At 52.0% G+C, this 21571-nt stretch carries 19 protein-coding genes; 16 read left to right on the top strand and 3 right to left on the bottom strand.

Features of this window, described 5'->3' with window-relative positions; translation table 11 throughout:
• The 4 genes from BM231_RS25015 to BM231_RS25000 all read left to right on the top strand — a co-directional run bounded on the left by BM231_RS25015 (position 1) and on the right by BM231_RS25000 (position 3697).
• Positions 1 to 894: a sugar kinase gene (locus BM231_RS25015; protein WP_063292963.1), complete on the top strand. Its 894-nt coding sequence runs from the start codon at positions 1 to 3 to the stop codon at positions 892 to 894.
• 558 nt (positions 895 to 1452) lie between these two features.
• Positions 1453 to 2658, top strand: a complete 1206-nt coding sequence (locus BM231_RS25010) for a YadA C-terminal domain-containing protein (RefSeq protein WP_093523909.1) — start codon at positions 1453 to 1455, stop codon at positions 2656 to 2658.
• 18 nt (positions 2659 to 2676) lie between these two features.
• A complete protein-coding gene (locus tag BM231_RS25005; RefSeq protein WP_208860638.1) occupies positions 2677 to 3174 on the top strand; it encodes an invasion associated locus B family protein in 498 nt (165 codons plus the stop codon).
• 76 nt (positions 3175 to 3250) lie between these two features.
• The gene (locus BM231_RS25000) at positions 3251 to 3697 is read left to right on the top strand and encodes a PaaI family thioesterase (protein WP_093523907.1); all 447 of its coding nucleotides are present in this window, start codon (positions 3251 to 3253) and stop codon (positions 3695 to 3697) included.
• Here the strand turns inward: BM231_RS25000 and BM231_RS24995 are convergent.
• Positions 3688 to 4269, bottom strand: coding sequence for a TetR/AcrR family transcriptional regulator (locus BM231_RS24995; protein ID WP_244527211.1), 582 nt, complete (start codon positions 4267 to 4269; stop codon positions 3688 to 3690). The two genes, BM231_RS25000 and BM231_RS24995, sit on opposite strands and share 10 nt — an antisense overlap.
• 183 nt (positions 4270 to 4452) lie before the next feature.
• Between BM231_RS24995 and BM231_RS24990 the strand changes: the two genes are divergently transcribed.
• The 11 genes from BM231_RS24990 (at position 4453) to BM231_RS24940 (ending at position 17265) form a co-directional block, all read left to right on the top strand.
• Positions 4453 to 5583: an efflux RND transporter periplasmic adaptor subunit gene (locus tag BM231_RS24990; RefSeq protein WP_093523903.1), complete on the top strand. Its 1131-nt coding sequence runs from the start codon at positions 4453 to 4455 to the stop codon at positions 5581 to 5583.
• A 3-nt stretch (positions 5584 to 5586) separates the two neighbouring features.
• A complete protein-coding gene (locus BM231_RS24985; RefSeq protein ID WP_093523901.1) occupies positions 5587 to 8817 on the top strand; it encodes an efflux RND transporter permease subunit in 3231 nt (1076 codons plus the stop codon).
• Positions 8818 to 9188: 371 nt separating this feature from the next.
• Positions 9189 to 9368 (top strand): periplasmic nitrate reductase, NapE protein, encoded by a 180-nt coding sequence (gene napE / locus BM231_RS24980; RefSeq protein ID WP_093523899.1) that lies wholly within the window; start codon positions 9189 to 9191, stop codon positions 9366 to 9368.
• 9 nt (positions 9369 to 9377) lie between these two features.
• Positions 9378 to 9887: a ferredoxin-type protein NapF gene (napF, locus tag BM231_RS24975; RefSeq protein ID WP_093523897.1), complete on the top strand. Its 510-nt coding sequence runs from the start codon at positions 9378 to 9380 to the stop codon at positions 9885 to 9887.
• Complete coding sequence (locus BM231_RS24970) at positions 9880 to 10218, top strand: chaperone NapD (RefSeq protein ID WP_063287882.1); 339 nt, start codon at positions 9880 to 9882, stop codon at positions 10216 to 10218. Before napF ends, BM231_RS24970 begins: the two co-directional genes overlap by 8 nt.
• Complete coding sequence (gene napA / locus BM231_RS24965) at positions 10215 to 12713, top strand: nitrate reductase catalytic subunit NapA (RefSeq protein WP_093523895.1); 2499 nt, start codon at positions 10215 to 10217, stop codon at positions 12711 to 12713. Before BM231_RS24970 ends, napA begins: the two co-directional genes overlap by 4 nt.
• Before the next feature lie 8 nt (positions 12714 to 12721).
• Positions 12722 to 13183: a nitrate reductase cytochrome c-type subunit gene (locus BM231_RS24960; RefSeq protein ID WP_093523893.1), complete on the top strand. Its 462-nt coding sequence runs from the start codon at positions 12722 to 12724 to the stop codon at positions 13181 to 13183.
• Between the two features lie 11 nt (positions 13184 to 13194).
• Positions 13195 to 13785: a cytochrome c3 family protein gene (locus BM231_RS24955; RefSeq protein WP_093523891.1), complete on the top strand. Its 591-nt coding sequence runs from the start codon at positions 13195 to 13197 to the stop codon at positions 13783 to 13785.
• A 584-nt stretch (positions 13786 to 14369) separates the two neighbouring features.
• Complete coding sequence (locus tag BM231_RS24950; RefSeq protein WP_093523889.1) at positions 14370 to 15338, top strand: YadA C-terminal domain-containing protein; 969 nt, start codon at positions 14370 to 14372, stop codon at positions 15336 to 15338.
• A gap of 14 nt (positions 15339 to 15352) precedes the next feature.
• Complete coding sequence (locus BM231_RS24945) at positions 15353 to 15865, top strand: invasion associated locus B family protein (RefSeq protein WP_082596641.1); 513 nt, start codon at positions 15353 to 15355, stop codon at positions 15863 to 15865.
• Positions 15866 to 16434: 569 nt separating this feature from the next.
• Complete coding sequence (locus tag BM231_RS24940) at positions 16435 to 17265, top strand: methyltransferase domain-containing protein (protein WP_093523963.1); 831 nt, start codon at positions 16435 to 16437, stop codon at positions 17263 to 17265.
• Positions 17266 to 17283: 18 nt separating this feature from the next.
• Here the strand turns inward: BM231_RS24940 and eat are convergent, their stop codons facing one another.
• Positions 17284 to 18606, bottom strand: coding sequence for an ethanolamine permease (gene eat, locus BM231_RS24935; protein WP_093523887.1), 1323 nt, complete (start codon positions 18604 to 18606; stop codon positions 17284 to 17286).
• A gap of 254 nt (positions 18607 to 18860) precedes the next feature.
• Between eat and BM231_RS24930 the strand changes: the two genes are divergently transcribed.
• Entirely contained in the window at positions 18861 to 19661 is an 801-nt protein-coding gene (locus BM231_RS24930) for an alpha/beta hydrolase (protein ID WP_093523885.1), read from the top strand.
• Between the two features lie 155 nt (positions 19662 to 19816).
• Here BM231_RS24930 and BM231_RS24925 read toward each other — a convergent pair whose 3' ends face one another.
• Entirely contained in the window at positions 19817 to 21565 is a 1749-nt protein-coding gene (locus BM231_RS24925) for a SulP family inorganic anion transporter (protein ID WP_093523883.1), read from the bottom strand.
• Positions 21566 to 21571 lie beyond the last annotated feature (6 nt).

Genomic DNA, 21571 nt, shown 5'->3' with positions numbered 1-21571 from the left:
ATGAAAGCGCTATTTATTGGCCAGTCCTATATTGACGTGACCTTTTTGTCAGAGACCATGCCGGAAGGTGATGAGAAGGCAATTGCGCAGGATTACGCTGTCAGCTTTGGTGGCAACGCTGTCACCGCGGCTTTCGTCTGCGCAAAGCTGGGCATCTCACCTGACCTGCTGTGCTCCATGGCAGACGACTGGCTGTCTCGCATGTTCCGCGATATGGCGGCCAAGTATTCCATTCCGATCCACGGCGCTAAGGTAAAGGAAAGCTCCCTCTCCTTCATCATGCCTAAGGACGGCAAACGTGCCATCGTACGCTGTCGCGACAATGACTTCCTGCATCCGGTTCCTGAACTTAACCTCGCAGGTTGCCAGGCGCTGCACGTAGACGGTCACATCCCACACGCTGCTCTGCATTACGCAAAGTTGTGCCGCAAGCATGGCATCCTGACGTCTCTGGATGGTGGTGCTGTTCGTGAGAACACCGAGGAACTGCTCGACTACATTGATGTAGCCATCGTTTCTGAGTTGTTCTGTGAACAGCTGGAAAAATCCCCGGAAGACACACTGGAATACCTGCGTGCCAAAGGCGTGAAGGTCGGCGGTGTCACTCAGGGCGAAAAAGGCCTGCTGTGGTACGAAGACAAGTGCCCGATCAAGCGTCTGCCAGCTCTGAAAGTGCCAAAAGAACGCGTCATCGACACCAACGGTGCGGGTGATACCTTCCACGGCGCTTATGTTTACGGCTACCTGGCGGACCCTCAGGGAACCTGGGAAGACCATTTCAAACTGGCTCGTGCGGCTTCCGCACACGCCATTCAGTTCCTCGGCAACGAGGCCTCTCTGCCAACCGTCCTCGATCTGGACAACGTGCAGAAAAATTTTCCTGCGAGCGACTAATCTAAGCGGCTTTGCCATAGGTGAAGCCATTTAGAGCCAAATAAAAACAATAAGAACGAACAAAAATAATAATAGGCCCCACATAGGGCACATGTTCATGTGGCGCTCGCACACTCAAAAAGCCCCGTCTCTTTATGAGGCGGGGTTTTTATTTGCCTTTTTACGCGCAATGCCAGGGACCCGAACCTGCTTCCCTTAGTTATTGTCAGCTATACCCCCTAGATTCAGGCGGACCAGAAAAGAGGGAACGCACTGGCCTGCAGACAATTCCTGCAGGATCACGCCAATAAAAACCCAGATATCTCGGGCTTCTTATTCCTCAAATATAATCCCTTTAAATATTACGGGCTCAGTTTCACTAATATTCTTCGAGAGTCCCAGAGAATATAAGTAAGCACATGATGAAGCCAATTGATCACGGGCTTCTTTCACACAAACACAAATTGCATACAAACAACTGCTCGCCTGATGCGACAGAACAATTTCTGCATGCCAATTACACAGTTCCCGGCAGCAGTATTTAGCTCAGTTTCTATTGTTTAAAACAGGGTTTATACTATGACTCATCTCAAATATTCATGTGCTTTGGTCGCCTTGCTGGCGAGTGCAGGCATGGCACACGCAGGCACAATTACTATCACCACAGATGGCAGCAATGTGGTCACTCATTACACAGGCTCGTCAGACAACGCTACAACAGCTTTTGATGAGGCATCGCTAACCGGCATTGCCGACAGCGCAGACGTTGATCGCATTTTCGCAAATGAAATCAAAGGTAACGCTGCAGATATTGCTAGTAACAGCCAAACTATTTCCGACTTTCAGACCCTGTTTGGAACAGTGCAGACAACAGCACCTGCGGCAATCTCTGATGGTGTTAAAGATCCGCTGAAGAACAACACAGGCACGCCTTTGGAGGAAGTCCGCGATATTGAGGCTGCGCTCAAAGATGGCACAACAGCCAAAACCGAGTGGAAAGCCTATCTGGACCACGTTGAGGCAAAAGCAGCTGCTGGCGAAGAGATCACCATGGATGCTCCAACAGATCCAGTGGCGGGTGATTTCACGAGCGGCGCTCTGCCTGCAAATATGGCGGCAGACCTGGGTACGCTTGATACTGCAGTAGACAACTACGCGGCGGAGCAGTTGCCACACGAGAACTACAGCACCTTCACCACGGCCAATGGCGCCAATGCATCTGGCCGCGCAACGGCTCAGGCATTGGAAAGCGGCGAAGGTCTGGCGAATGGCATTCTGGCATCCTTCAACGCGGTAGATGCTAAGATTGGCGACATCAGCACACTGCCAAGCGATCTGCAGGCACCAACTCCGGCAGATACCACCGTCGTTTCGGCTGTGACTAAGCTGAACGAGAAGGTTGGCTCTCTGGCTGATCTGAACTCTACCTTTACTGGCACAGCCCGTAACAGTGTTGTGGCAGCAGTCAACAGCAATGCTGAGCGTATTACTGCCAACAGCGCAGCTATTTCTGACAACAGCTCCCGCATCGTTTCATTGGAAGAGGACGTTGATGAGCTGCAGTCCGGTGTTGCCATGGCAATCGCAATTGCCAACGCACCGATCATTCAGGGCGGTTACAACGGCCTGTCTCTATCCGGTGGTTTCGGTCACTTCAAAGGCAAGTCTGCAGGTTCTATGAAAGCTGCCTTCATGCCAATGGACAACATGGCGATCACCGCCTCCGTCGCAACCGACTTTGACGACAACGTCGCCGCTGGCGCGGGTCTCGGTTTCTCATTCTAAGTTTTCAAGGAGAGGCACATGAGCCGACTTCTTTCATTTTTCTTCGTTGCCTTCGCCATGGTTTTCCATGGCGGGGGTGTTCTCGCACCTTCCTCAGCTCAGGCAAAAGAAGAATGGTCCGTTCAATGCAGCCGACAACAATGCCAGATGTACGCGGAGATCCGGCTTCAAAACGGAACCTTGTTTAACAACATCGCGTTTCGCAAACTCAACGCCACCACGTATGCAGGCATTTTGAAGCTACCCCTCGGTATTCACATCCCAAGTGGCATCAACATTGGCATTGACGAAGCCGCGATCATTCAAGCCAAGCTGATCACCTGCAATCCTGATGGCTGCGAAGCTGCCTTTACTGCAAACCAGACGGTGGTGGATTTTCTGAAGCGGGGAGACAAGATGTCGATCCTCGTGCGCAAGGCAGGTGACCGGAAGCAGCTGGCTCTCAATTACTCCCTGATCGGCTTCACCCGTAACTGGAACGCATTCCACAAGCGCATGGAAATGCTGACACCGTAGCCAGAAGGCCAAATGGATTTCTTGGGAGTAGTAAGTTATTGATATGCCTTGCACCTGTGGGAGGGGCTAGGCAGCCGTGACATACTCATCCAACACCGACAATTCCATATCCATTCGCGATGAGACCGAATTTCAGCGGTTTATCGGATATGAGCTGGAGCTTTTCCCAAAGGAAGGCACGGCAATCTGTGCGTTGGATATTGATGCCCGGTTTGCCAATCGCAGTGGAGTGGTACATGGGGCGATTGTGACCATGTTGTTGGATAATGCCTGCGGTGGATCTTGCAGTGCAACGGTGGATCCCACAGGTAAACAACCGTTCGTAACGCTGTCTCTCACCGTCAACTTCCTCGCGCCAGCCATCTGCAAACGATTAGTTGCAAAAGGCAAAGTAACTGGAGGCGGCAAATCAACACTCTTTGCCGAGGCGGAGTTGTTTGACGAGAATGATCAGCTGATTGCAACGGCCACCGGCCCTTTCAAACGCGCGCCACAACGCGATGCGCGGCTTGATCACTCCTGAGTTTTGGAGGGTTTTGGTCCAACACCGTCAAAGAAGGTCGTCATAAGCAAAGCCGTGACCTCATGGATATCCGCCTTTTCTTTCACGATCATATCCCATGCTGAGAAGATGAGCGCATCGTAGGTGTTCATCACCCACCGCGTTGGCAGCTCCTTGCGAATATCGCCGTCTTCTTTGGCTTGCTCAACCGTGATGATTGTTTCTTTTTCCATAAAGGCATAGCGTGGATCCTTACTCAGCACACGCTCCCCATCCAGCCAGAAAGAGGAGAGAAAACGCAACCGGTCCGCGAGTGGAAGCATCAGCTCAACAGCCCGCATCATCGCTTGTTTCCCGCGAAGACCTTCTTTCTCCATAGGCGTCAGCGCCTGAATAATGTCCTCAAAGCTGACCTTCAGGACTTCTTCAATCAACGCTTCCCGAGAGGCAAAGTGTCGGTACAGCGTGGCGCGACCAATCCCGGCTATCTCTGCGATTTCCGTTAGTGAAGCCATTGGATTTTCTGGCAATTCAGCCAACCCGGCTTCGATCAGGGCCCTGCGGGACTTAACAGCCCTTTTATCACGCAACACTATTTTACCCTCATTTTATGAGACGTACTTGTCTCACATATATTCATTATGATACACAATCGTCTCACAAATCAAGATCAGAGATGATTACGAGGCATTCACTCAGCGATAATCGGGCATTCCGTAGGCCTTCACCAAACTCTGAAACTTGCCTCTATGAAACGTATTGCTCAGGAGCACTGAATGTCCAAACGGATTGTGTGGTTGTCAGCAGCATTGGTGCTACTGGGAACTGTCGGTACCTATGTTCTTTCGCTGGAAGACACAAGTGATGTCGACATCGGAGAAAATGAAGTTGTTCTGCCTGTGGTGAGCTATGTGACTGCACAGGCAAGCGATAACACCGGCCATATTTCTGTTTTTGCTGAAGTCCGCCCACGCTGGACTGCTGATCTAAAGGCTCAGGTCTCTGGCAAACTGTTGTCCGTTGCTCCTCAAGCACTTGAAGGCAAGAAAGTCTCCAAGAACGAGCCGATGGCGCAGCTGGAAAAGCACACTTATGACGCCCAACTGGAAGACGCCAAATACCAGCAATCAACTGCAGAATTCAATCTGAAGAAAAAGCAGAACAAGCATGTGCTCGCGCTGAAAAACTGGCGTGCAGTGAATCCGAAGGAAGATCCGCCGGAAATGGCTGTTCACATTCCGGAGCTGCGCGTTGCAGAAAAGGCGCTGGAGGCCGCCGTTCAGAAGGTGAAAGTCGCGCGGTATGATGTGAACGCGACCACCATCAAAGCTCCTTTCAGCGGCTTCGTCACCAAACGCCATGCGAGTATCGGACAGAGCATCTCTGTCGGAGATACGCTGTTCACCCTGCTGGACGCTGAGCAACTGGATATTACGGTCTCTCTTGACCAGACCCAATGGAACCTGCTGGAAAAGGCGTGGCAGGAATTTCCGGCTAAGATTTATAATGCCAACAAGGAACTGGTCGGGATTGCAAAGATCCAGCGCGGTGGTGGCTTCCTTGATCCTAAATCGCGCCGTTATCAACTCTTCCTCGAAATCGTGAAATCACCTGAAACCTCTGTTCTGCCGGGCGAGTTCGTTACAGTTGAACTGCAAAGCAAAACAGTCAACGACAGCCTGAAATTGCCTGCAACTGCACTCACACAGGAAGGGTTCGTCTGGTTCCTAAACAACAAGGACGAGTTGCAACGCTTTGAGGCTTCCGTCGTTTTCCGTGATGATACAGATATCATTGTGAAGATGCCGAATGAACTGCAAGACCTTGATGAGAAGCGCGTTGTTCAGCTGCCAATGGCCGCGTTCTTACCCGGTCAGCATGTTGCCCCAACACCAGCGGGGCACTAGCACATGGCCTGGCTCACAAACTGGTTTATTCGCAACCCGGTCGCAGCAAACCTCATCATGGCGTTCATCCTGATTGTCGGGGTGTCTTCTCTCATGAACATCCGCATCGAGGGCTTTCCCAAGCTGCCTGCGGATACTGTGACCATCACGACGGAACTACCCAACGGCTACACCGAGCAGGTTGATAAGCAAATCACCCGCAAAGTAGAAAAAGCATTGGAAGGCCTGAGCGGCGTCAAAAACATCAGCTCAATTTCACAGCCGGGCTCGTCTGTTGTTTCCGTCCAAAAGACAAGCGATACCAAGCTATCCACCCTGCTGGATGACATCCGCTTGAAAATTGATGGCATCTACAATCTGCCCAAGAAAGCAGAACGGCCTGTCATTGAAAAAGAGAGCATGGATATGCCAGCCATGTTTGTGCAGGTCTACGGCGATGCGGATTTCAAAACCCTGCAACGCATAGCCCGCCAACTGCGCAACAAGCTGCTGGCCAGCCCGGAGGTTTCCCGTCTCAAGCAATGGGGTTTGCAGACCGAGCAGATCAAGATCGGTTTAGAACCGTACACGCTGGAACGTCTAAACCTGACCCCTGAGCAGGTCATGAACCGCATCCGCGAGTCTTCTCTTTACTTCTATGGCGGAACGCTGAAGACAGAGAGCGGCTACATCTCTTTGCGAGCAGATACACAGGCCTATTATAAAGCCGACTTTGAACGCATTCCGATCATCGAGTGGGAAGACGGCACCACAACCACTCTTGGCGATATTGCCAAGGTGGAAGACGCCTTTGCTGACATTGATATGGAAGCACGCTTCAACGGCAAAGAGTCCGTTGGGCTGGAAGTTCTGATTGGCCGCAAAGACAACCTTATTAATGTCTCAGAGGATGTGCAGGCCATCATAGCTGACTTCCGCATAACGCTGCCGACTGGCGTACAGGTGGGAATTTGGGGCAACTCCAGTGATTACATCGAGGATCGCCTGACTCTTCTCAGCTCCAACGCATTTCAGGGGCTGGCTTTGGTGGTGTTGATCCTGTCGCTGTTCCTCAACATGAAGCTGGCCTTCTGGGTCGCCATGGGTATTCCAATCTCATTAGCTGGTGCATTTGCTGTGGCGACGACTGGCTGGGTGGATTATTCGCTCAACGACATCACAACATTCGGTCTCATCATCGCGCTCGGCATTCTTGTCGATGATGCAGTCGTGGTCGGTGAAAGTGTCTTTGAGCAGCGCAAACGCTATGCAGACCCACGCAAAGGCACGGCTGCGGGCGTACACAAAGTAGCCGTTGCGACGATATTTGGCGTACTGACAACAACAGCGGCATTCTTCCCAATGCTTCTGATGAACAGTGAGCTGGGTAAGATCCTCGGCAGCTTCTCAGGCATTGTTATTCTGGCGCTGTTGTTCTCGCTGTTCGAGAGCAAGTTCATTCTGCCCGCTCACCTCGCATACATCTCCTTGGAAGAGAAGAAGCAGAACATCTTCTCCCGCAGCTGGGGCAAGGTGCAGGGCGTGACTCGCGGTGGCTTGTTCTGGTTCCGTGATACGGTCTATTTCCCGGTGCTTAGATGGGCTATCCGACAGCGATATGCGGTTCTGGTTGGCTTCATATCTGCAGCAGTGCTTGTGTTCGGCCTGATGTGGAAGGGCAAAATCCACTCTGTGTTCTTTCCGGAAATTCCCGGTCAGTACATCGTGGTGAACATGGAGATGGACCCACGTGCACCATTTGAGCTGACACAGAGCAACATCTCCACGATTGAAAACATCGCAAGTGCTGTTGACCGGCAATATGCCGAGCAACAGCCGGACGTGGGCGGTGTGTTCCAGAACATCTTCCGCATCGTATCCGACAGCACAAATGCCACCATCTATGCAGAGCTGCGCCCGTTGGACGAGCGCGGGGATGCAAAGACAGGTGACATTCTGCGCGACTGGCAGGACCGTACCGGCACTTTGGAAGGTGTTTCCAAACTCACCTTCTCGGGCTTTGAAGCGATCGGTGGCGGGTTCAAGATCCGTTTGTTTGGCGAAAATTCTGAGCAGTTGCAGCTGGCGAGTGAAGAGCTCATGGCAGAACTTGGTAAACGAGCCGGTGTCAACAACCTGCGCGACACGTTCAAAGCAGGTCAGCCAGAACTTCGCCTGACACTGAAACCAGAAGCTCGTCATCTTGGCTTTACGCCGGAGCGACTGGCAAGTCAGGTGGCGCACCAGTTTGGTGGCGGGGAGGCACAGCGCATCCAGCGTGGTGACTCAGAGGTTCGCGTGATTGTTCGCAACACGCTGGATGCTCGTGATGCCATTGAGGACCTTTTGCAGTCCCGCCTGCGCGGTGCCAACGACAACTGGGTCACACTGCAATCAGTTGCCAATATCGAAGCACGCTATGTACCCGGATACGTGTACCGCAGAAACGGCGATCAGGTCGCCACAATCGAAGCTGACATCAATAAACAGATCGTTGCTCCTGCTGAGCTGGGTCAGGATATCTTCACCTCCGTTGTGCCCCAACTACAACAGAAGTATCCCGGCGTTAAAATTAAGCAGGGTGGCGAGCTGGAGGAAATGGGTGAAGTTAAGGGGAATATGAACCGCGCCCTTCTCATCACCTGTTTCCTCATCTTTGTCCTGTTGGCGATCCCGCTAAAGTCCTACTTCAAGCCGTTGATCATCATGTCCGTGGTTCCGTTTGGAGTGGTCGGGGCAATCCTCGGCCATGCCATTATGGGCATCCCGTTCAGCATGATGTCGATCTTCGGCCTGCTGGCGCTGATCGGTGTGATCGTCAACGACTCTCTCGTCATGGTCACACACTACCTTCACCTGCGTGAGGATGGTGTAGAACATATCGAGGCAACGGAGCGCAGTGGCATGGATCGCTTCCAGGCGATCTTCCTGACAACGGCAACCACAGTCGCGGGTCTAATGCCGCTCATGAGCGAAACCTCAGAGCAGGCCAGATACCTGATCCCGGCGGCGGTCTCTCTGGCATACGGGGAAATTTTCGGGACACTTATTACTTTGATCCTGATTCCAGTACTGGTCGCAATTGCGGAAGATATTCGCGTATTTCTCTTCGGCAAACGCGATAAGGCATTGGAATATGCGCAATTGGAGCGAAAAGAGGCTCTGGAAGCAGAGGAAAAACTGGCGATTTTAGAAAAATCCCCAGAGAATGACAAAGATAGAAAACATGAGGGTTTTCCTCTAGAAAAGGCCTAAACGGACCTTACGACACGGCCTCCCCTAGCGGAGGCCGTGTTTTGTTAAGGACTGCCCTAACGAAATCTGCTAGTTAAGCTACTGTGAATCAGCAGAATTTCGGCGTTAAATATATATAAGCGATCACTTAAGTATTAAATTTCATTATATTTGAATATTCTAATATAAATTATATATTAGAAATGCAGAATGCACTTATATATTGCGATATCTCAAAGAGAAAAAATCTACTAATCCGGAATTGATTGCACTCAATTTGTGCTTTTTACATTTACTCTAGGTTCCTGCGCGTACGAGCGGGCACGTATAACGTTACGGTGTCTGCTCCAATCAATAGCTGCAAGAGGCGGCTGTTAGTACGGAGTACGCACATGGCTGGCTTAAGCCAAAATACCCAGACCACCGCTCCAGCAGTGAGTAAAGGCCGCGAGAGAGCAGCATTCTTGTTTCTGGCAGTTGTTCTTGCGCCAGTTCTGATGACTGCAGCTGTTGGCGGATACGGCTTCCTTATCTGGATGTCGCAGATCCTGTTTGGCCCACCGTCCTTCTAAGAGGTAGTCGTGGCCAACTTATCCCGCAGAGCATTCTTCACCCGCTTAAGCGCTACCCCAGAGGTGGTGACCCCGGTTCGTCCGCCTTGGACAACGGAACAGCGGATTGAAGACAAATGCACCGGTTGCTTTGAATGTGTCAAAGCCTGCCCGGAAGTAATTTTGTTCAGCGCGGATAATCGGCCTTACCTCAAAACCGGCGTTGGAGAATGCACGTTCTGCGAAGAGTGCGCAAAAGCGTGCCCAGAAGAAGATCTGTTTGATCTGACTGCGGCACCCTGGAGGCTCACAGCAGAAATTCAGCAAGGGGCATGTCTGCTTGAAAAGGGCGTTTCCTGCCAGACCTGCACCGATAGCTGCGATCCAAGAGCCCTCCGGTTCGATATGCGTGTCGCGCCTACAGGAAAAATTCAGCTGGATGCAAACCAATGCAACGGCTGCGGAGCTTGTCTCATTTCCTGCCCCGTAGATGCGATCGCTATGAACGACCAGAGCCGAGAAAGTTTAGCAAATGCGTAATGCAACAACCGTAGAGCGCGAAGAAGAAGCCGGGGTCTGGCACATTTCAAGTGTGCTGCTCCAGGCCGAGCCTGCCAAGCGAGAGCAGATATGCGCTGCGATTGAACAGATACCTTCTGCTGAAATTACAGAAGTATCTGACTCAACAAAGATAATTGTGACGCTGGAAACACCGAGCGAACGCGACCTTGCGAACGCTTTGAGTGACATGCAGCAGTTAGATGGCGTGGTTACCGCTTCGCTCATCTTCCACCAAACCGACACCACCGACCTCAATTCAATTGTGATTTCTGATCAGGGTGACATGCAACCCGAGGGGACTTGCTCATGATTAAACTAACAAGACGCGCTGTCATTAAGGCGCAGGCTGTTGCAGCGGCAACTGCCGCAGCCGGGGCAAGCCTTCCGGCGCAGGCAGCAAACATTGTAACGGATGCAAGCAAAACAGACCTGAAATGGTCCAAAGCTGCTTGCCGTTTCTGCGGTACTGGTTGTTCCATCATGGTTGCGACCAAGAATGACCGCGTTGTTGCAACACATGGTGATGCTCAGAGCCCGGTTAACAAGGGTCTGAACTGTGTGAAAGGTTACTTCCTTTCCAAGATCATGTACGGCAAAGACCGTCTTGAGCAGCCGCTGCTGCGTAAAACCGACGGCAAGTACGACAAAGAAGGCGAGTTCGAGCCAGTATCCTGGGACGAAGCTTTCGACATCATGGCTGTTAAAGCAAAAGAAGCCATGAAGAAGAACGGCCCTTACGCGGTTGGCATGTTCGGCTCAGGCCAGTGGACTGTTTGGGAAGGCTATGCAGCTGCAAAGCTCTGGAAAGCTGGCTTCCGCTCCAACACCATTGACCCGAACGCACGTCACTGCATGGCATCTGCTGTGGGCGCATTCATGCGGACCTTCGGCATTGATGAGCCAATGGGTTGTTACGACGATTTTGAGAACGCAGACGCATTCGTGCTCTGGGGTTCCAACATGGCTGAGATGCACCCGGTTCTTTGGACCCGTCTTGCTGATCGCCGTCTGTCTAACCCAGATGTAAAAGTTGCTGTTCTTTCTACATACCAGCACCGCAGCTTTGACCTTGCTGACATCCCAATGGTCTTCACTCCACAGACCGATCTCGTGATTGCGAACTTCATCGCAAACTACATCATCGAGAACGAAGCCGTGGACATGGACTTCGTTAGCAAGCACACCAACTTCCGCCTTGGCAATCAGGACATCGGTTACGGCCTGCGCCCTGAGCACCCACTGCAGCAAGCAGCTAAAAACGCTGACAAAGCTGGTGGTTCTAAAGAAATCAGCTTCGAAGAGTATGCAGAGTTCGTTAAGCCATACACTCTCGAGTATGCTGAGAAGATGTCTGGTGTTCCTGCAAACCGTCTGCTGGAACTGGCAAAGCTTTACGCTGATCCAGACAAAAAGGTTATGTCCCTCTGGACCATGGGTGCAAACCAGCATACCCGCGGCGTTTGGGTCAACCAGATGTTCTACAACATCCACCTTCTCACCGGCAAAATCTCCAAGCCAGGTTGTGGTCCGTTCTCACTGACCGGTCAGCCATCTGCTTGCGGTACTGCACGTGAAGTTGGTACCTTCGCACACCGTCTGCCAGCAGACATGGTTGTGAAGAACCCGGATCACCGTAAATACGCTGAGAAAATCTGGAAGCTGCCAGACGGCACTATCCCGGCAAAGCCAGGTTACCATGCTGTTCTGCAGTCCCGTATGCTCAAAGACGGCAAGCTGAACTTCTACTGGACCCAGGTCACCAACAACATGCAGGCTGGCCCTAACGTTGTTGAAGAGATCTACCCAGGTTGGAGAAATCCAGATAACTTCATCGTTGTTTCCGATCCGTACCCAACAGTGTCCGCAATGGCTGCTGACCTTATTCTGCCAACAGCAATGTGGGTAGAAAAAGAAGGTGCTTACGGTAACGCAGAACGTCGTACTCAGTTCTGGCATCAGTTGGTTTCCGCTCCGGGTGATGCAAAGTCTGATCTTTGGCAGACCGTTGAGTTTTCCAAACGCTTCAAAGTTGAAGAAGTTTGGCCTGAAGAACTGATCGCAAAGCAGCCAGAAGTACGCGGCAAAACTCTGTTCGACATCCTGTTCGCAAACGGCAACGTCGACAAGTTCCCGCTTTCTGAAACCAGCGATGAGTACAAGAACGACGAGTCCAACGACTTCGGCTTCTACATTCAAAAAGGTCTGTTCGAAGAATACGCAGCCTTTGGCCGTGACCATGGTCACGATCTGGCACCGTTCGAGCGTTACCACGAAGAACGTGGCCTGCGTTGGCCTGTTGTGAATGGCAAAGAAACTCAGTGGCGCTTCCGCGAAGGGTCTGACCCATACGTTGGCGAAGGCAAGGGCTACGAGTTCTACGGTCATAAAGACGGCAAGGCACGCATCTTCGCGCTTCCTTACGAGCCGCCAGCAGAAAGCCCGGATGAAGAATACGATTTCTGGCTCTGCACAGGCCGTGTGATTGAACACTGGCACACTGGTTCCATGACCCAGCGCGTTCCTGAGCTGTACAAAGCTGTTCCAGATGCTCTGTGCTACATGCATCCTGACGATGCAAAAGCAAAAGGTCTGCGTCGTGGTTCTGAAGTGCGCGTTGTTTCCCGTCGCGGTGAAATCACAACACGCATCGAGACCCGTGGCCGTAACAAGCCGCCAAAAGGCCTCGTGTTCGTGCCGTTCTTTGATGCAAGCCAGCTCATCAACAAGGTGACACTGGATGCAACAGATCCTCTTTCAAAACAGACCGACTATAAGAAGTGCGCGGTCAAGATCGTAGCCGTGTGAGGTACGCCATGAAACTTCTGAAACTCCTTGTAGCCAGCCTTATCGCTGTGTCTGTCTTTGGTGGAGCAAGCTCTTTTGCTGCTGACACCATCTCCGAAATGCGCAACGCGGACATCCTGACTCAGGATGCCGCACCGCGGATCCCGAAAGTCGTGAACTCCGACGAGCGTCAGGTGCGTAACTACCCTGAGCAGCCACCATTGATCCCTCACAAGATCGACGGCTACCAGATCGACAAGCGCCTGAACAAATGCATGACTTGTCACAGCCGTACGGCAATTGAAAAGTCTCAGGCACCAATGATCTCTATCACGCACTTTATGAACCGTGATAATCAGTTCCTGGCGTCTGTATCCCCTCGCCGTTTCTTCTGCACCCAGTGTCATGTGCCTCAGACCGAAGCCAAGCCACTGGTTGAGAACACCTTCGTTGACGTTGATGACGTGCTCGAAGGCAAGGCCGGTAAGTAGGAGCACACCGTATGTTTTCAGCTATCAAACGGTTCTGGCAGGTTATCCGCAAACCTAGTGTCCATTACAGCCTTGGCTTTTTGACACTTGGCGGGTTTGTCGCTGGCATCATCTTCTGGGGTGGTTTCAACACCGCCCTGGAAGTCACCAACACAGAAGAGTTCTGTATTGGATGTCACGAGATGGAAAACACTGTCTATCAGGAACTCAAGACCACCATTCACTATACCAACCGGTCTGGTGTGCGTGCGACTTGCCCTGATTGCCACGTACCTCACAACTGGACCTCTAAGGTTGCCCGTAAGATTCAGGCATCCAAGGAAGTTTACGGCAAAATCTTCGGTACAATCAGCACACCGGAGAAATTCGAGGACAAGCGTCTTGAGCTGGCAAGCCATGAATGGGCTCGCTTTAAAGCCAATGACTCTCTTGAGTGCCGTAATTGTCACAGTGAAGAGTCCATGGACTTTACACGCCAGAGTGTGAGGGCTTCCGAGCAGCACGAAAAATACCTCGTGACTGGCGAAAAGACCTGTATCGATTGCCACAAAGGCATCGCCCACAAGCTACCTGATCTGAGCCTGCTGAAAGAAGGTCACTAAGAGCGGAGCTCGCTTGATTGGTTACGGTCAAATCCAGCGAGTTTGCTCAAGCAAAGACATTAGAACTCAAGGCGTGTTTGCAAGTGCGCGTGGCGAGTTCTAAAACCCTTCACAAGCTCAGACACAAGAACCCCGCGGTTTGAAACCACGGGGTTTTTTCTTGTCCACATTTATTCCATAATTTTATCAATTAAAATTATATGAAATATACTCATGAGGTTCAATTTCTGAAAAATGCCTCAGAGTCACCTCAATTCCCGCAATTTTGCGAGAGTTTACAGATATTAACCAATGCAAGTCGCAGCTGAAATTTTTCTAATATTTTCACCCTAGGGGTACCCCTAATTTCCTTAGGGAAGGTCTCTAGCCTCACACCAGTGCTTTTTGACACTCCGGTAAAAATTAGGGGCCATATGCTCTCTGAAAATCGAGAGTATTAGAATACACCCCATCTGCAACCCATTGTTTTTGCGGAACTAATAAACTCGTCCTCAATTCAGGTGTACGCAAATGACGTGACAGCTGAAAACTTTAGACCGGGCAGTGCACACGCAAGTAATGCCCCTCTGAAAGGACATAAAAAGATGAACGCTTTGAAGCTTTCTGCTGCGATTGTGGCCCTCATTGCAGGCGTGAGTACCGCTCATTCTGCAGATATCACTGTTTCCAGCGGCACCGTGACCACCAACGGCGGCACCGTAAACGGCGGTCTGGCAGATGGTTCCACCACTTCTGGGCAGACTGGTACTGCAACAGGTATCACTGCAACCATAAGTGATATTAATGAGTCAGACCTGAGCAGCGCTCTTCAAGCCAAGATCAATGACTCCGTCGACGAGTCCGATCTCAGCTCTGCGTTGGCAACAAAGATCAACAGCAAAGCTGACCAAAGCGCGCTTGAGGCTGAGAAGCTGCGGATCACCAAAAATGCTGATGATATCAGTACAAACGCCGGTGATATCGCAGACAACAAGACTTCTATTAGCGCAAATACAGCTGCCCACGAGCTTAATGCTCAAAACATCCAAACTAACGTTGCAGACATCACAACAAACAAACATGCGATTGCTGTGAACTTGGCCTCCATCGACCAGAACAAAGCCAACATCACGACAAACACAAGCCGTATTGGTGTGAATGAAGGAAATATCGCAACAAACGCGACCAACATCTCTTCCAATACTGGCCGTATCCAAGTGAATGAAGGTAACATCGCTACAAACACAAACCGCATCGGCATAAACGAGCAGAACATCGCGACCAATGCTGCAAACATCTCCTCCAACACTGATCGCATCGTGTCACTGGAAAATGATGTAGACGAGCTGCGCAGCGGTGTAGCGATGGCAGTGGCGATTGCAAACGCTCCGGTTCTGCAGGGCGGTAAAAACGGCATCTCCGTTTCCGGTGGTTTTGGGCACTTCAAAGGCAAAGCAGCATCTGCTTTGAAAGTGGCCTTCCTGCCAACCGAGAACATGGCTGTTACAGCTTCTGTAGCCACAGACTTCAGCAACAACGTCACTGCTGGCGCTGGTCTGGGTTTCTCCTTCTAACAAGGATGTAGATCATGAAACCAATCTGGATCCTGCTGACAGCGGCAATGCTCTTTTTCTTTCAGGGTGTGAATGCGTACAGCACCACTGAGCCTTCCAATGAAGAGGATTGGTCAGTCAAATGCAGCAGTGACCTGTGTCAGGTTTATGCTGAAATCCGGCTTGAGAACGGTGCGCTGGTAAATTCCATCATGTTTCGCAAACTCGAAGCAGATGTGTATGCAGCTATTATCAAGCTGCCGCTCGGGATCCACATCCCCAGTGGTATCCAGATTGGCATTGACGACGATGCCTTGTTCGACGCCAAGCTGATCACCTGCCAACCAGACGGGTGCGAGGCGGCATTTAACGCCAACAAGACCATCGTCAACTTCCTCAAGCGCGGCAAGGCCATGTCCATTGTGGTCACCAAGACCAATGATCGCAAAAAACTGGCGCTGAACTACTCCCTGATCGGCTTCACCCGTAACTGGGAAGAATTCACCAAGCGTATGGCAGTCTTGCTGCCAGATGAGACAACCGGCTGATTTGCCCTGCCAAGACCCATGGTTGAAGCCTTAAGCTTTGAGGTCTATATTAAGGCAGATAGGAACGGGAGGCTCTCGCCCCCCATTCCCGTCGCTAGATGACTTTAATAAGAGCTCGGAAGAAGATGGTCAGTCGATTCCGGGCTCTTGTCATGCTCAGCTTAAACTTAAGCTTTATCGCAAGGTTCATCCAACATACCACCTCCTCACCAGGCCTTGCTACGATCGGAGTGCCTAACTCTCTCCGATTGCGCGGACTGACACGCGCTGCTGCTTTGCAAGGAAGTGGCTGACAGCAGCCTAACAAGCCCGCAAACACTGCGCGTCCCCGGATCATCTCCCGCACAAAACACCTAGCGCCTTCTTTAGGTATCGACGCCTTTACGCCCACGCGATTTTCGGATGATGTTGAGTGAAAAGCTGCTGCGGCTTAACGCTTTGTTTTATCTATCACCCCATGAGGTTTGCCCCTGCATTGCAGCATAAACTAAGATTACGCCCAGCCTAAAACGCATAGCATATATGGCTTAAGCAAAGTGCTTCGCACACGCATCAGGAAGGTGATGCTATTGACTGATCAAGAGAAGAAATCAGAGCACCTCTCAAACATCGCGGCCTTTTACTCCGGGAAGCTTGCAGACGGAAAAGGCAGGAACACGTTCCAACAAGCCTTGGCTCCTGACTATGATGCCCAGGAGATTCCGGAGCACTTGCTTGGCTCAAGTTTTGGCTGTGGCCATCCGCTGGCTTTCTCGCAGATAAAGGAAGGGGAGACAGTGCTCGATCTCGGATCTGGAGCCGGGCTGGATCTTATCCTCGCCGCCGAGAAAACCGGGCCGTCGGGCAGCGTGATCGGCATTGATGTCAGCGAGGATATGATCGCGCTCGCCAAAAGCAATTGCGAGCAACACGACCTCCGCAATGTTGAACTCCATCAAGGAGTTATCGAGCACCTGCCGTTCCCGGATCAGTCCGTGGACTGGGTCATCTCAAACTGCGTCATCAACCTGTCTGCCGACAAAGCAGCAGTGTTCTCTGAGATCAACCGTGTGCTCAAACCGGGCGGAAAGCTGGTTATCTCAGACATGCTGGCGGAGGATTTACCGAACTGGCTACATATGCATCAGGATCTTCTGTCCGCCTGTATTTCTGGCGCAGTATCTGAAGCTGCTTATCTGGAGTTTGCAGGAAACAGCGGTCTCACTGCGCTGACTGTTCTGGATCGTATGACCTATGAGGATGCGGTGTTGAAACAGCTCATTAAAGATGAACTGCCCGCAGCACTCGATGAACTGGCGAGGCAGCTTGGGCTTTCGACAGATGCAATGCTGGACAAAGCAGTCAATGAGCTTTCAGGCAAGGTGAAGGCCATCAAGCTGTACGGTGAAAAGCCAACGTAAGGCCGATTTTTGAGCAACTCAGGCTCTCTTCTGGCCTAGCAAAACATAGTAGCCGACACCCAGCCCCATGAGCGTCAAGGCAATTAGCGCGGCAACAAGATCATATGCAAAGCACGAGGTGAGCGCCAAAAGCGAAAGAACAAGCGTTACATAGGCTGTCTTTTGCCCACCCGGAGCACGATAAGGCCGGTGCAATTCTGCGTAATCTCGTTTCAGCAAAATGTAGCTGACGCTTTGCAGGGCGTAGGAGAGCGTTGCGCCAATCACTGCAATGTTGATCATCAGCTCCCCTTTTCCGCTGAGTGAGCAGATAAACCCGATCACCCCCGGAATGATCAATGCCCAATGCGGAACTTTTCGAGAGCTTATGGCAGACATGAAGCGGGGCAAATACCCTTCCCGCGACATGGCGAACACCAACCTGCTGTATCCGAAAATAATGGAGAAAAACGAGGCGATCAGTCCGGCCAGCCCCACCAGATTAACAACATCCGCCAGTACTGACTCTTCACCGAATACATGCTTCAGCGCATCAACCAATGGCGCACCATAATCACCAACTTGCTGTGACGAGGCTGCACCGGGAATAAACACCACAATCAAAACCGCACTAACCAGCAGAAAGAGCATGGCACCGATGATGCCTCGCGGCAGATCAACAGCTGGATCCTTTGCTTCCTCTGCTGCAAGCGGCACACCTTCAACTGCCAAGAACAACCACATGGCAAACGGAAATGCGGCCCAGACGGACACCACATCAAACGAGAACAAGTTCGGTTCTGTCGATGCGCCGTAAGAGGATGCAGCAAGGTTGCTCAGGCTGAAATGAGGGCCAAGTGCCAGCAATGTCACGACAATAGCCAGCACGGCAAACACCGTAACCACCAACATAAACCGCAGCGCTTCTCCCACTCCAACCAAGTGTACACCGATAAAAACCACGTAAAACACTGCGTACACGAGAGGGCCGTTGATGCCCCAAAGCGCTTCAATATATTGCCCGATGAAGATGACAATCGCAGCGGGAGCGATGGAGTATTCCAGCAGCACCGCCAGTGCGGTCGCAAAGCCCCCAGTGTCCCCCATCACTTTTCGTGAAATCCGGTAGCCGCCCGCTGCACTTGGCAAAGCTGCAGACATCTCTGCAAGGCACAGAACAAGGCAGAAATACATGAGCCCCATCAATGCCACAGCGATCACCATGCCAAACCAGTTTGTCACCGCGAACCCAAAGTTCCACCCGGCAAAGCTACCTGAGATCACATAGGAAACTCCAAGCGTTGCCAGCAAGAACCAGCCAGCCGCACCTTTCTGAAGCTGTGTTTTCTCTTCATGTTTCATCGTTCATGAGGCCCGTTTCAGTAGCTGGTGCAAGCAGTCACCTGTAAGCTTACTCTTCCAACACCCCGGCCCGACACCCATCAGTTCTCCCGGACTGTCCCGATGCATCAGTTGGCGTAGTGTTGCCCTCCAACATCTCCCCTCACAACTTCGTATTATTGGGAGTCTATTGAAGTTTCACTCCAAGTATTGCTGTGGATGTTCAGGGTGGGTTAGGTTTTCTGCAGGAGCTTTGCACTGGGAGGGGCGAGGAGATGGCGAAGAAAGAGATTGTTCTCATTCATGGCACATGGGGACATGCCAGCAATTGGGATGAAATGCGGGCAGAGCTGGAAGCCCGCGGTTACACCGTGCACACGCCAATTTTGCGATATCATGATTTGCCCGTGTGGGAAGGCGCACTCAAACTTGGCACCGTGCGGTTACTGGACTACGTAAATGATCTGGTGGACTTCGTGAAAACGCTCGATGAACCACCTATCATCGGCGGCGTTTCTATGGGCGGTTTGCTGGCTCAGCTTGTGGCCGCACGCGTTGAAAACAAAGGCCTGCTGCTGCTTTCACCTGCACCAGCCTGGGGCATGTTCCCGTTCTACCCATCCATGACACGCACCTTCTACAAGCACTTCCTGCAATGGGGGTTCTGGCGCAAACCGCTCTACCCACATTGGGAGGAGTTTCGTTGGTCAGTGGTGAATGAACAAACTGAAGAAAAGGCCCGCGAATTCTTCTACTCACTCAAGCTGGAATCTGGCCGTGCCTACATGGACATGGGCTTCTGGTTCCTTGATCCGCAGCGTTCATCCTGGGTGGATGTTGACGCCATCACCGCCCCAGTGCTCATCCTCAGCGGCGCAAAAGACCGCGTCGTCGCCCCACGCATCGCCCGCGTCACCGCAAAGCGTTACAAGAAAAACGGTAAGCTTGTCGTGCTCCCAAATTCTGATCACGTGATGATGGTTGGCAAAGAACTGGCAAACACAATGCGCGAGTTTGATCAGTGGGTTGCAGAGAACAACATCCTGCCGGAAACCGAAGTATTGGAAGATAACTGATACGCAGCTAACCTCTTGCACCAAAGCTTAAATCGGGATGCATGATCAACATTTAAGAGATATGCATAATCCCATCAATTTCTGGAAGAAAACATAAAAACCCCGTGGAGGGGATCCACGGGGTCTCTTAGGTCTGCCTGATAAGGGGGGGGGAATCAGGCAGGAGCCTGAGCGGTTTGGCGGGTGCAGACGGAGGCGAGCTCCTCTTGTGCCTGATACTGAGAGAGGAACACTTTGCCCGTCAGCTCATCAAGGAAGTGCGAGCGTTGGAGGCGATCCATCACCGGGCCTTTCACCTCTGAAAGGTGCAGCGAGATGCCCGCGTCCTGCAGGCGGTGATTGATGGCCTCTAGTGACTCCAATGCACTCAGGTCCACCTCATTCACCGCAGAACATTGCAGCACCACATGTTTGAGGTGTTCGTCGTCCACCGCGCGGTCGTAGATGTAATCTTCCAGAAAACGCGCATTGGCAAAGTAGAGGCTCTCATCAATGCGGATGGTCAGCAGCTCTGGCGTTGTCAGCACATCATGCCGATTGACGTTGCGGAAATGCTCAGTGCCCGGTACCAGCCCAACCTCTGCAATGTGAGGTCGGGATGTCTTGTAGAGGTAGAGACCAATGGAGAGGATCACGCCTGCAGAGACACCTGTCTCAACACCAAAGCCGAGGGTCAGCAAAATGGTAGCGGCCACGGCTGAGAAGTCAGACTTGGAGTAGCTCCAGCTGTGCTTGAGAATGCTGAAATCCACCAGTGACAACACCGCCACAATAATGGTCGCAGCCAATGTGGCTTTGGGCAGGAAGAAGATGAGCGGTGTCAGAGAAACCGCAGCAATCGCCAGACCAACCGCCGTATAAGCACCAGCAGCCGGCGTTTCTGCACCCGCATCAAAGTTGACAACTGAGCGGGCAAAACCGCCCGTTACAGGGTAACCACCTGTGAAGGCCGCACCAAGGTTGGCTGCGCCAAGACCAATCAACTCCTGATCAGGGTCAATGCGCTGACGCTTTTTGGCCGCCAGTGTTTGCGCAACGGAAACGGATTCAACAAAACCAATGATGGAGATCAGCAGCGCAGGTATAAACAGTGCGCCGATCAACTCACTGGAGAAGCTTGGCATGCTAAGGGGCGGTAGGCTTTGCGGCACAGCGCCCACAATCTTAACACCGGCTTGCTCCAGCCCAAAAATCCACGTAACAGCCGTTGTCACCACCACTGCAGCAACAGGTCCAGCCTTGGTCAAAACATCTGCAAGGCGCGGCTTCAGACCCATGCTCAAAAGCATCGGTTTCATACCCTTGCGCACCCAGAACAGGAACAAGGTGGCCGAAACACCGATCAGGATCGTCGCCAGATTGGCTTCGCCCAGATGCTCCCAGATGGAGAAGACAATCTCTACCAGCGTATGCCCTTTCGCATCCACACCCAGAATATGCTTGAGCTGGCTGCTGGCAATCAAAACACCTGAGGCGGTGATGAAACCGGCAATCACAGGGTGGGAGAGGAAGTTGGCGAGAAAACCGAGCTTGAACACGCCCATCAGCAGCAAAATACCGCCGGACAGCATGGCAAGGGTGAGCGCAGCAATGGCATAGCCCGCCGTGCCGCTATCTGCAATCTGGCCAATCGCTGCTGCCGTCATAAGCGAAACGACAGCGACAGGGCCAACGGCCAGTGCACGGCTGGTGCCGAAGATGGCGTATAGAATAATCGGAAGAATTGACGCGTAGAGCCCGGCTTCCGGCGGTAGGCCAGCAAGCAAAGCATAAGCAAGAGACTGCGGGATCAGCATGATCGTCACGATCACCGCTGCAATCATGTCATTAGAAAAACTGTCTTTATTATAGTTTCTGCCCCAAGTTAAAACGGGCAAGTATCGCCGAAAGGCCGAGGAGAACATGGGTCT

Origin of the sequence: Pseudovibrio ascidiaceicola (assembly GCF_900114245.1) — a bacterium.
GTDB classification, from domain to species: domain Bacteria; phylum Pseudomonadota; class Alphaproteobacteria; order Rhizobiales; family Stappiaceae; genus Pseudovibrio; species Pseudovibrio ascidiaceicola.
The sequence above is the reverse complement of the archived record's forward strand: the minus strand, read 5'-3'. Positions and strand labels throughout refer to the sequence as shown.

Bases quoted from the DNA above. Each gene is read 5' to 3' on its own strand.
- BM231_RS24960 (WP_093523893.1), top strand. From the start codon at position 12,722: ATGAAACTTCTGAAACTCCTTGTAGCCAGCCTTATCGCTGTGTCTGTC.
- BM231_RS24945 (WP_082596641.1), top strand. From the start codon at position 15,353: ATGAAACCAATCTGGATCCTGCTGACAGCGGCAATGCTCTTTTTCTTT.
- BM231_RS25015 (WP_063292963.1), top strand. From the start codon at position 1: ATGAAAGCGCTATTTATTGGCCAGTCCTATATTGACGTGACCTTTTTG.
- BM231_RS24970 (WP_063287882.1), top strand. From the start codon at position 9,880: ATGCGTAATGCAACAACCGTAGAGCGCGAAGAAGAAGCCGGGGTCTGG.
- BM231_RS25005 (WP_208860638.1), top strand. From the start codon at position 2,677: ATGAGCCGACTTCTTTCATTTTTCTTCGTTGCCTTCGCCATGGTTTTC.
- BM231_RS24930 (WP_093523885.1), top strand. From the start codon at position 18,861: ATGGCGAAGAAAGAGATTGTTCTCATTCATGGCACATGGGGACATGCC.
- BM231_RS25010 (WP_093523909.1), top strand. From the start codon at position 1,453: ATGACTCATCTCAAATATTCATGTGCTTTGGTCGCCTTGCTGGCGAGT.
- BM231_RS24985 (WP_093523901.1), top strand. From the start codon at position 5,587: ATGGCCTGGCTCACAAACTGGTTTATTCGCAACCCGGTCGCAGCAAAC.
- BM231_RS24950 (WP_093523889.1), top strand. From the start codon at position 14,370: ATGAACGCTTTGAAGCTTTCTGCTGCGATTGTGGCCCTCATTGCAGGC.
- BM231_RS24990 (WP_093523903.1), top strand. From the start codon at position 4,453: ATGTCCAAACGGATTGTGTGGTTGTCAGCAGCATTGGTGCTACTGGGA.
- napA (WP_093523895.1), top strand. From the start codon at position 10,215: ATGATTAAACTAACAAGACGCGCTGTCATTAAGGCGCAGGCTGTTGCA.
- BM231_RS24955 (WP_093523891.1), top strand. From the start codon at position 13,195: ATGTTTTCAGCTATCAAACGGTTCTGGCAGGTTATCCGCAAACCTAGT.
- BM231_RS24925 (WP_093523883.1), bottom strand. From the start codon at position 21,565: ATGTTCTCCTCGGCCTTTCGGCGATACTTGCCCGTTTTAACTTGGGGC.
- eat (WP_093523887.1), bottom strand. From the start codon at position 18,606: ATGAAACATGAAGAGAAAACACAGCTTCAGAAAGGTGCGGCTGGCTGG.
- napE (WP_093523899.1), top strand. From the start codon at position 9,189: ATGGCTGGCTTAAGCCAAAATACCCAGACCACCGCTCCAGCAGTGAGT.